This is a genomic window from Candidatus Epulonipiscium viviparus (assembly GCF_000171335.1).
In the GTDB taxonomy this organism is placed as follows: Bacteria; Bacillota; Clostridia; order Lachnospirales; family Cellulosilyticaceae; genus Epulonipiscioides; species Epulonipiscioides viviparus.
Map to the genome: position 1 here is coordinate 17,809 of NZ_ABEQ01000033.3, position 10,715 is coordinate 28,523.

13 protein-coding genes are annotated in these 10,715 nt (G+C 34.5%); 12 read left to right on the plus strand and 1 reads right to left on the minus strand.

The features are described from left to right. The first annotated feature begins 10 nt into the window (after positions 1 to 10). The 12 genes from flhA to EPU_RS06195 all read left to right on the plus strand — a co-directional run bounded on the left by flhA (position 11) and on the right by EPU_RS06195 (position 10,436). Entirely contained in the window at positions 11 to 2,044 is a 2,034-nt protein-coding gene (gene flhA, locus EPU_RS06135) for a flagellar biosynthesis protein FlhA (RefSeq protein WP_010167685.1), read from the plus strand. Beyond that, complete coding sequence (gene flhF / locus EPU_RS06140; RefSeq protein ID WP_010167687.1) at positions 2,045 to 3,169, plus strand: flagellar biosynthesis protein FlhF; 1,125 nt, start codon at positions 2,045 to 2,047, stop codon at positions 3,167 to 3,169. Beyond that, positions 3,162 to 4,043 carry a MinD/ParA family protein gene (locus EPU_RS11720; RefSeq protein WP_010167689.1) on the plus strand — a complete coding sequence of 294 codons (882 nt, stop codon included), beginning with the start codon at positions 3,162 to 3,164 and terminating at the stop codon, positions 4,041 to 4,043. Before flhF ends, EPU_RS11720 begins: the two co-directional genes overlap by 8 nt. A gap of 6 nt (positions 4,044 to 4,049) precedes the next feature. Beyond that, positions 4,050 to 4,640 (plus strand): CheB methylesterase domain-containing protein, encoded by a 591-nt coding sequence (locus EPU_RS06150; protein ID WP_010167691.1) that lies wholly within the window; start codon positions 4,050 to 4,052, stop codon positions 4,638 to 4,640. A 6-nt stretch (positions 4,641 to 4,646) separates the two neighbouring features. Then, positions 4,647 to 6,740: a chemotaxis protein CheA gene (locus tag EPU_RS06155; protein ID WP_029488126.1), complete on the plus strand. Its 2,094-nt coding sequence runs from the start codon at positions 4,647 to 4,649 to the stop codon at positions 6,738 to 6,740. 34 nt (positions 6,741 to 6,774) lie between these two features. Further along, positions 6,775 to 7,215 carry a chemotaxis protein CheW gene (locus EPU_RS06160; RefSeq protein ID WP_010167694.1) on the plus strand — a complete coding sequence of 147 codons (441 nt, stop codon included), beginning with the start codon at positions 6,775 to 6,777 and terminating at the stop codon, positions 7,213 to 7,215. 3 nt (positions 7,216 to 7,218) lie between these two features. Beyond that, positions 7,219 to 7,842, plus strand: coding sequence for a chemotaxis protein CheC (locus tag EPU_RS06165; protein ID WP_010167695.1), 624 nt, complete (start codon positions 7,219 to 7,221; stop codon positions 7,840 to 7,842). Further along, a complete protein-coding gene (locus EPU_RS06170) occupies positions 7,835 to 8,323 on the plus strand; it encodes a chemotaxis protein CheD (protein ID WP_010167697.1) in 489 nt (162 codons plus the stop codon). Before EPU_RS06165 ends, EPU_RS06170 begins: the two co-directional genes overlap by 8 nt. An 18-nt stretch (positions 8,324 to 8,341) precedes the next feature. Further along, complete coding sequence (locus EPU_RS06175) at positions 8,342 to 9,085, plus strand: sigma-70 family RNA polymerase sigma factor (RefSeq protein ID WP_010167699.1); 744 nt, start codon at positions 8,342 to 8,344, stop codon at positions 9,083 to 9,085. A 27-nt stretch (positions 9,086 to 9,112) separates the two neighbouring features. Further along, positions 9,113 to 9,376, plus strand: a complete 264-nt coding sequence (locus tag EPU_RS06180) for a hypothetical protein (protein ID WP_010167701.1) — start codon at positions 9,113 to 9,115, stop codon at positions 9,374 to 9,376. A gap of 189 nt (positions 9,377 to 9,565) precedes the next feature. After that, the gene (locus EPU_RS06190; RefSeq protein WP_029488129.1) at positions 9,566 to 9,931 is read left to right on the plus strand and encodes a DUF6115 domain-containing protein; all 366 of its coding nucleotides are present in this window, start codon (positions 9,566 to 9,568) and stop codon (positions 9,929 to 9,931) included. 1 nt (position 9,932) lies between these two features. Continuing rightward, entirely contained in the window at positions 9,933 to 10,436 is a 504-nt protein-coding gene (locus EPU_RS06195; RefSeq protein WP_010167707.1) for an endolytic transglycosylase MltG, read from the plus strand. 32 nt (positions 10,437 to 10,468) lie between these two features. Here EPU_RS06195 and secG read toward each other — a convergent pair. Next, positions 10,469 to 10,715, minus strand: a 247-nt coding sequence (gene secG, locus EPU_RS06200) for a preprotein translocase subunit SecG (RefSeq protein ID WP_242650847.1), incomplete at its 5' end; no start/stop codon positions are given.

A 10,715-nucleotide genomic window follows, 5' to 3' on the forward strand; every position in this document is an offset into this window, starting at 1 on the left:
CACAAGAGTAATGATACGATCAGGAGATGCAATTTTAGGTATTTTTGTCCTACTAATATTGGCACTCATTTTAATCCCGTTACCGGAACAACTGCTTAGTGTCTTGCTGATAATCAACATTTCGTTAACAGCAATGATCTTGCTTAGTGCGTTATTCTCCAAAGAATCTTTGGATTTATCTCTATTTCCAACGATGTTACTCGTAACAACGATCTTTAGACTTGGTCTGAATATTGCATCCACTCGACTTATTCTTGTAGAAGCTTATGCCGGCCCTGTCATAGAGGCATTTGGAGTTTATGTTTCTGATGGTAATATAGTAATTGGAGTTATCATTTTTATAATTATTTCTATTGTAAACTTTATGGTTATCACCAAAGGTTCGGGACGTGTTGCCGAGGTTGCTGCGAGATTTACACTAGACGCTATGCCAGGTAAGCAAATGGCAATTGATGCCGATCTCAACTCTGGGTATATCGATGAAGATATGGCAAAGCTACGACGAAAAAAAATTCAAGACGAAGCCAGCTTTTTTGGGGCCATGGATGGTGCATCTAAGTTTGTTCAAAATGATGCCTTGGCTGGTATTTTAATCTCATTTATAAATATCATTGCTGGATTAATAATAGGAATTGTAAACCTGGATATGGAAGTTGCAGAAGCACTTAATACATACACTATCCTAACAATTGGAGACGGTTTGGTAAGTGCTATCCCTTCACTTTTTATTTCTACCGCAACAGGTCTTTTGGTTACTAAAACCGACCAAGACTCTAATATCAGCCACGCGTTATTTGGACAATTTGCATATTCGCCGCTTGTTCTATATTTAGCAGCGTTTGCTATTATTGCCCTAGGTCTTGGAACTCCTATCGGACCTGTCTTTACAGTGCCTATTGGAATTTTATGGATTGTATTAGGTCGCCGACTAAGTACTCTTCAACAAGTTAAAGAAGTTGAAAAAGAAATCGAACAAGAAGATATCGAAGCGTCTGAAATTAGAAAACCAGAAAATGTTCTTGGATTACTTCAGGTTGATCCAATCGAGCTTGAGTTTGGATATGGTATCATTCCGCTTGCAGATTCAGCTCAAGGCGGAGACTTATTTGATAGGGTTATTATGATTAGACGACAGATTGCTCTTGAGCTTGGAACAGTGGTTCCTATTATTCGCATAAGAGATAACATTCAGCTTCCTCCGAACGTATATAGTATAAAAATTAAGGGAATCGAAGTTGCTAGAAGTGAAATTATGTTTGATCACTACATGGCAATGGATCCTGGATATGTAGAAGAGGAAATAGAAGGAATTAAGACTATCGAACCTGCCTTTGGACTACCCGCTCTATGGATTAATGAATCTCAGCGCGAAAAAGCAGAAATTCGTGGTTATACCGTTGTTGATGGTCCTTCTATTATCGCAACACATCTAACAGAAGTTATTCGAGATAATATTGCAGAACTCTTATCACGCCAAGATACAAAAGCATTGCTTGATAATATAAAAGAACAGCACGAAGCGCTTTTATCGGATTTGACTCCAAAACTTCTCACTCTTGGAGACATTCAAAAAGTTTTGGCAAATCTATTGAGCGAAAGTGTTTCTATTCGAGACCTTCCTACTATCTGTGAAATTTTGGCAGATTATGCAGGCTCCATTAGAGACACCGATGTACTGACAGAATATGTAAGACAAGGGCTTGCAAGAGCTATTTCTAAAAAAGTTTTTGTAGGGTCCACTAACCAAGTTATTACGCTTGACCCCGCCATAGAACAAATGATTATGGGAGCAGTCCAGCATACAGAGCAAGGCTCTTACGTAGCACTTGATCCAGCTGTATTACAGAAGATAATTAATAATCTAAAAAAAGAAGTTGGCAAATTAACTTCTATTGGATTATCGCCTATTATTTTAACCTCTCCTATAGTTAGAATATATTTTAAACAACTGACTAATCAATATATATCGGATCTAATAGTAATTTCATATAATGAAATCGCTCCAAATGTTGAAATTCAATCTATAGGAATGGTGAGTGCTTAAATGAGAATTTTAAAAATTACTGGCAAAGACGAAGAATCAGTTAAAAATGAAATAATGAAAGAATACGGTGATAATGCAATTATTGTAAATAGCTCTGAAGAAAGAAAAACAGGGCTATTGGGTTTATTCAAAAAAGGCGATTGGAGTATAACAATTGCCCTTGATGAATCCAACACTTTTAATTTTTCGCGACCAACAAATTCTGATATCCAAGATGAGGCAATCGAAGAAGGCGCTGATTTTATTAAGCAGTTAGATAATCTTAAATCTCCCTTTCCAGAGCCCAAAATCAAAGTTGATAATATTCAGTTATCTATGCAGCCTACTAAAAATATAGAAGATACTATTATTTCAGAAGAAAAAATTCCTTTCGAAAAAATTTTAAAACAATCTATGCTAGAAGAAGGAATCGAAGAATCCATAATTGATGATATTTTAGACCAAGTTAGTGAAAACACTGTTGACGGAATCAGCCGTGCATTATATAATACTCTCACAAGTGTTATGCCAAAATTTAATTACAATATTCCAAGAGTTACCTTTTTTGTTGGATCTACGGGCGTTGGCAAAACAACAACCATTGCCAAGCTGACTGCTATAAAAGTGTTAGAAGAAAACAAAAAAGTAGTTTTACTTACTGCTGACACATATAGAATTGCTGCTGTTGCCCAACTCAAAACTTATGCCGAAATATTAAACGTAGAAATTGAAACTATATTTGAACCATCTGATATCCCAAAATATTTGCAAAAATGGAAAGATGCGGATTATATTTTTATTGATACTGCGGGACGCTCACACAAAGATTTTAATCAACTTGGCGAACTTAAAGAATTACTAGCAACGGTAGAGGAAAAGCAAGTATTCTTAGTTTTAAATATGAACACTCAATATAAAGACATTCAAAGTATTGTTCCAATTTATAAAAATCTAGTTGATCGTTTTGCTCTAATTATAACTAAATTAGATGAAACAGACGGAATTGGAAATTTATTAAATATTGCTTCATGTACAAAAACAGAAATAGCATATATCACCACAGGACAAAACGTACCTGAAGATATTGAAAAATTTGAAACTCTAAAATATGTCAGATTATTATTAGGGAGAATAAAATATGAGTGATCAAGCCGCTACTTTGAGAGATATAGTTAATAGCAAAACACCTCCTACACGCAATACTCTAAAAATTTTTACTGTTACTAGCGGAAAAGGTGGAGTTGGAAAAAGTAATTTTACTGCAAATATTGCCCTAGCTTTAAAAGAGCTTGGGCAAAGAGTACTTATATTAGATGCCGATTTTGGACTTTCTAATATCGACTTAATACTCGGTGTTAGACCCAGATACAATCTAGCGCATCTTCTAGCAGGTAACTTAAGTTTACAAGAAGTAATTACCAACACTCCATACGGAATTTCTTTTATTTCGGGTGGAAATGGTGTGAAAGAAATGTTATACTTAGATAAGTTCCAAATTGAAAAAGTTGCCATTGAACTTAGCACGCTTGCCGAAGTTGCAGATGTCGTTCTAATAGATACTGGCGCTGGAATTAATGATATAGTAATTAAGTTTTGTGAAATAGCTGATGAAGTGTGTTTAATTGTAACTCCAGACCCTTCATCGATAACTGATGCATATGCTTTATTAAAAACGTTCACCAAAGATTTTTTTGTTGAAGCCAAATACAATGTTATTTTAAATGGAGTGGATTCTCCTAATGAGGGTATGAGCGTATTCAAAAAAATTGATACTGTTTCAAAATCTTTTTTAAATTTAAATCTCCATTTTAAAGGTTACATCCCTTATGATACAAACCTTGTAAAGGCTGTACGAAAAAGCCAACCTATATATTATATAAATAGAAATGCACAAGCTAGCATAGCATATAATAATATAGCTAAAAATTTACTGCATTATCAGGACACTCAAGAATCAGCCTTATTAAACAAAGAACCTCTTGTTAGTAAATTGAGGCGTATATTAAAAAACCAAAGGTGAGTATAAATGATAACACAATCTGGTAATACATTTAAATACGTAGTTGTAATAGGAGTTAGTACTGGGGGGCCACAAACTCTAAAAGAATTATTTAGCAACCTCCCCAAAGAATTACCCCTAACATATGTTGTTGTTCAACATATGCCCGAAGGATATATTCCTAATATGGCTCATAGAATTAATCAAATCAGCTCACTTACAATTAAAACAGCCGTAAATGGTGATATCTTGCGACAAGGTGAAGTTTATATATCTCCTGGAGGACATCAGTGCCAAATTATTAATGCGGCAATACCAACAATAAAAATTACAACTGCAGCTCACTATAAAGGATACCGACCATCCGTAAATTTGTTATTTTCATCACTTGCAAAATTAAATATCAATTCTATAGGCATTGTACTTACGGGTATGGGCCAGGATGGTCTAGACGGAGTACAAGATTTAAGAAATACCAATAAAAGTACAATTATTGTGCAAGATCAAGCCAGTTCTGTAGTATATGGAATGCCTAGAGCTATCTATGACGCAAAATTGCACGACCACATTGTAAGTATAAACGAAATGTCAAATCTAATTAAAAAGTTAGTGAGGTAAAAAATTATGGATATGTCACAATATTTACAAATTTTTATAGAAGAATCCAAGGAAAACTTACAGGCTTTAAATGAAAATTTATTGCTGTTAGAAGCAACACCTGATGATATAGAAGTTGTTAATGTTATCTTTAGAGTAGCTCATACTCTTAAGGGTATGGCTGGAACCATGGGATTTGTTAAGATGCAACATCTCACTCATAGTGTTGAAAATGTCTTATCTGAAATACGAAATGGAAAATTGCATATCACTACCGAGTTGGTAGATATTATGTTTCAATGTCTTGATGCTTTAGAAAATTATGTTGATCAAATTATTAATACTTCTTCGGAAGGTGATGAAAGCTATTCTAATTTAATTGGTCAACTAGAAGCAATACTTAAGGGTGATTTTAAAGGAGGAGCTCCTGCAGCTACTGCAACTGATACACCTGCTGCTACTACATCTTCTGCAACTAATGCACCTGCACAATCCAATCAATTTAAATTACCTGATTCTGTTGAAGTAGTAAAAAAACAAGCTTTAGAATCTGGTATGAATGTACTCAAAATTAATATCATTATTGCAAAAACTTGTATGTTAAAAGCCGCTAGAGCCTTTATTGTATATTCAGATCTTGGCACTATGGGAGAGATTATCCATAGCGATCCTTCTAGCCAAGAAATAGAAGAAGAAAAGTTTGATCAAGAATTTATGCTTGTACTTACAACAGATGAATCCCCTGAGCGTATTCAGGAAATTGTCATGGCTGTTGCCGAAATTGAAGGAGTCACTATAGAAGAATTTACATTAGATCAGCAAGACACTTCTATTGTTCAAGACGAAGAAGTTCCTGAGCAAAATGTACCAGAAGCTCCCACTCCAGCACCAGCTGCTCCACCTCCACCTCCAGCTGCACCTAAAAAAGCTGCTACCAAGGAAGATGCTGCTGCTGCACACAAAGCTGCTGTTGCAGGCAAAAGTGTTCGTGTAAATATCGATAGACTTGACACTCTTATGAATCTTGTCAGTGAGCTTATTATTGTAAAAACTCAATTAGAAGGCATAGCAGAATCTAATAATCAATCAAACTCAGAAACTAATTATAGCGATTCCGTAGAATATTTAGAGCGAGTTACTACCAGCCTCCATGATGCAGTTATGAAAGTTCGAATGGTTCCTGTAGAAACTGTATTCAATCGCTTTCCTCGACTTATTAGAGATATTTCTCGTAAATTGGGTAAAAATATTGAGCTTGTTATGTCTGGTGAAGAAACAGAACTGGATAGAACGGTTATTGATGAAATTGGTGACCCTTTAATTCACTTACTTAGAAACGCAGCAGATCACGGGTTAGAAACTACAAAAGAACGTAAAGAAGTTGACAAACCGGAAAAAGGAACTATTAAATTACGTGCTTATCAAGATGGAAATAGTGTAGTTATTGAAGTAGAAGACGATGGTCGTGGAATTGATGTTGAAAAAATACGTGCAAAAGGCATTGAACGAGGAGAACCAGCTGATGTTGTTGCAGCTATGAGCGAACAAGAAGTGTTAGAACTTCTATTTAAACCTAGCTTTAGTATGGCAAAGAAAATTACCGATTTATCTGGTCGTGGCGTTGGGCTAGACGTTGTAAAAAGCAAAATTACAGCTCTTGGCGGAAACGTAGAAATTGTTACAGAACTTGGTAAGGGCAGCAGATTTATAGTTCGACTACCACTAACATTGGCTATTATTCAAGCACTTATGGTTAATATTAGTTCCGAAAAATATGCTATTCCATTAAATAATATTCAAAACATAGAAAATATTCATCATGACGAAATTAAACAGGTTCAAAATCAAGAAGTCATCGTTCTTAGAAATCAAGTTATTCCTGTAGTCAGACTAGATAGTATACTAGAACTTCCATCAACTGATAACGAAGACTTAATCGTTGTAATTGTTAAAAAAAGTGAAAAGCAAGTAGGTTTTGTAGTAGACTCACTCATTGGGCAACAAGAAATCGTAATTAAACCTCTTGGCAAATATCTCAACAAYATTCATATGATCGCTGGTGCAACAATACTAGGTAACGGCGAAGTTGCATTAATTCTTGACATAAATACATTGGTTTAATTAACCGCCAAAGTGTGGTAGAATGGAGGAAGTTATGAAGCAGTATGTAGTTTTTGAAATGGATAAACAAAATTTTGGCATAGATATCCAAAGCGTACAAATCATCGAACGTATGAAAAGTATAATGCGTGTRCCAAAATCTCCTATTGCAATACGCGGAGTTATGAATCTTAGAGGCGAAATTATTCCTGTTATTGACATACGCAAATTATTTAATATGGATATAGTACCTAGTACTGATGCTACTCGTATTATTATACTCAAAATGGAAGAGGCTATGGTTGGATGTATAGTAGATAAGGTTAAAGAAGTTCTTGATATAGATGACGACCAAGTAGAGAGCACCTCATCTATGCAAGGCAAAGTTGATTCTAGCTACATTATTGGTGTAGGAAAAGTTGAAAGTGGTGATGAAATAGTTACATTACTAAATCATGAAAGATTAGTAGAGGTTTCATTTGGAATAGGAGAGTAGGTTATGATTAGACTCCGTGATGAAATTACCGACCATACATTAGATGCATTAAAAGAAGTGGCTAATATAGGGGCGGGTAATGCAATTACTGCTCTCAGCCAACTTTTAAATAAAAAAATTAGTATGAATGTTGTCCAAGTTGATGTCCAAGATATTTCTGAGCTTAGTAAAATCTATCACGAAGAAGATGTTTTTATTGTTGCAAATGTAATAGAAATAGTTGGAGACATGCGTGCCGTATTGATGCTTGTATTAGAAGAATCCAGTGCAAAAGAAATTATATTTAATGTACTTGGTATACAAGTTAATAACTTACATGAGTTAGGTGAAATGGAACTTTCATTACTTAGTGAACTTGGAAATATTTTAGCCGGTAACTACCTTAATGCCATTGGAACATTTGTAAATCTTACCATTAGCCAATCTACCCCTCAAATTGTAATGGATATGGCTACTGCTATACTCTCTATTCCCCTTATAGAATTTTGTGATGAATATTTAGATACGCTACTAATACGAACTTATTTTGAAAGCGATCATATGTTATTAACAGGAAACTATTTGTTCGTTTTAGATAAGGAAACGGAGCGTAAAATTATGAACTCAATGAGACACTATTATGAGTAATAATACATTGCAAGTGGGAATAGCAGAATTGAAAGTAGGAAAAGCACCACAAAAAATTACAACGATAGGTCTAGGATCTTGTGTAGGTGTAACATTATATGACCCGTCTAGTAAAATTGGGGGGATGGTGCACATAATGTTACCAAATAGCAAAGAAATAAAAAATAATGATAATGCTGCAAAATTTGCAGATACTGGTGTTCCAAAATTGGTGCAAGAAGTTCTAAAAAAAGGCGCTAATAAAAATCATTTAGTTGCCAAGATTGCAGGTGGGGCTCAAATGTTTAATTTGGCCACAGGAAATAATGCATTAAGAATAGGAGATCGCAATATAATAGCCGTAAAGGAAGTTTTACGCAACTTAAATATTCCTATTAAAGCTAATGACACTGGCCAGAACTACGGCCGGACAATTATCTTAGATCTAGAAACAGGAGGAGTCTTAGTTAGAACAATTGGTAAGGGTGAAAAGCAAATATAGAAAGAGGTGATTCAGTGCGTGGCGAATATAGATAAGGTATGGGATAAATACAAAAAAACAAAATCGAGGGAACTTAAAGAACAATTGATTGAACACTACGCACCCCTCGTAAAAATTGTTGCTGGACGTCTCGGTATTTATCTTAATTCATACCTTGAATTAGATGACCTCCTAGGCTTTGGCGTTATAGGTTTAATTGATGCAATTGACAAGTACGATTATGATAAAAAAATTAAATTTGAAACCTATGCTTCTTTAAGAATTCGAGGTGCTATAATCGATGAAATTCGTAAACTCGACTGGGTACCGCGTTCTATTAGACAAAAGCAAAAAGAATATATTAGGGCCTATGAACGTGTAGAGGCCAAAATAGGCCATAGTCCAACAGATACTGATGTTAGAAAAGAATTAAATATCAACGAATCTGAGTATAATAAATTAGTCCATGACACAAACATCAGCACCTTAGTTTCTATCGATGAAAGTGAATTATATGAATTTAATATAGAGGATATAACAACCAAAAATCCTTACCAAGAACTCGAAAACAAAGAAGCTCTTGAAATTTTAGAGCATGAGATACTCGCGCTAACTGAGCGTGAACAATTACTAATTAAACTATATTATTACGAAGAACTAACATTAAAAGAAATTAGTTTAATCCTTGAAATTTCAGAATCTAGAGTATCACAAATTCATTCAAAACTTATGGTAAAATTGCGTAATAAACTTAAAAAATATAACGTAATTTTTCCATTATAAACATTAAAATAATTAGGAGGGATTGAAATGATTAGACCTATAGATACGCATACTACGTATATGAATACTCAACTTCTTTCTAAAACTTCTGAATTTGATAAAATTGCTCCAATGATGGAACAGACCTGGATTGCAGTTGAAGGCGAAAAAGATGTCAGACGTAAACGAGAACAAGTTATAAGAACAGAACAAACCAGCGAAACTACAAAATATTTAAATCGTGAGGAACAAAATAGCAAACAGACTGCTCCTCATCCAACTCATTCTGGGCTTATAGATTGGACTATTTAATAAAGGAGGGATTAATATTGTATATAGGGTGGGCTTTAGTAGGGATAGGGATCGTATTTATTTTATTGAGCATTTACAAATTCATAGAAATGAAGCGCAAGAAAAATCTTAACCAAGCTGATGATTTTAACTCAACAGAAACATTAAATGAACTATCTCAGTCAAATAAATTTGAATAAGGAGAATATAATGATTACAGGATGGATTTTAATCGGAGTAGGAATTGTAATTATTGTAGTAAGTATATACAAAATTGTTGACTCAAGACGTAACGAGATGCAAGATCAAGTGGAAGGATTTTCTCCACAACAAGTCCTCAAGGAACCTGCACCTCTTACTCCTCAGGCAAAAAGTATTTTTAAACCTAATAAAGGTTTTGATTTAGCATCTGATGTTGCTCATAAATCACGTATTTTTGAAGAACTTAAAGAAGAAGACCAAAAAGTTTTATATCTCGCCAACCAAGGATATAGYGTTACTAAAATAGCAAAAGAATTAAATCGTGGCAAAGGCGAAATTGAATTAATTTTATCTTTGTATAGAAAGGAGTCATAAAATGAATAAACTATGGACAAGTGTACTAGCTATCGGAATTATTTGTGTAGTTGCAGGCAGTATTATTGTGTTACAATCTGATGACGAAATCCCAACTACAGATATTGTTGTAGAACAGACTATTCCAAAAACACAGCAACCATCAAACCCTGCACCAACTAAAACACAAGTAACTCCTGAACCTACACCAGAACCAAAGCCAGAGCCAACTCCTGAGCCAAAGCCTGAACCAAAGCCTGAGCCAAAGCCTGAGCCAACTCCTGAGCCTACACCTGCACCTGTTTTAATAGTAGAAGATCCTGTAAAAATTGAGGTATCTATCCCTGCGGGTTCTGGATCACATACTATTGCACAACTTTTACAATCAAATGGTGTAATTTCTGATGCTCAAGCATTCGATGATTATGTTATAATGGTTGGTAAATCACGTATTTTACAAAAAGGAACATTCACTTTTACTGATAACATGAGCTATGATGAAATTTTAGGCGTTCTCACATATTAAATTAAACGGCTGTCGCAATGACAGCCTCTCTATTATATTATTCCTAAAATTAATGCCGAGATCATAAATATCGCTGCAGTTACTTTGGTAAACCTTTCAATTTTTCCTTCTAATGAATTTTTCTTATTTTGAGCCCAGAAAGTATTTTCACTTTCACCTGTCATTCCACTCAAACCAGTAGATTTTCCTTCTTGCATCAAAACAATTATAATTATCGCAAAAGAAGCTATCACAAATATAATTGTAAGAATGGTTCTAAACATTTCCATACAACACCTC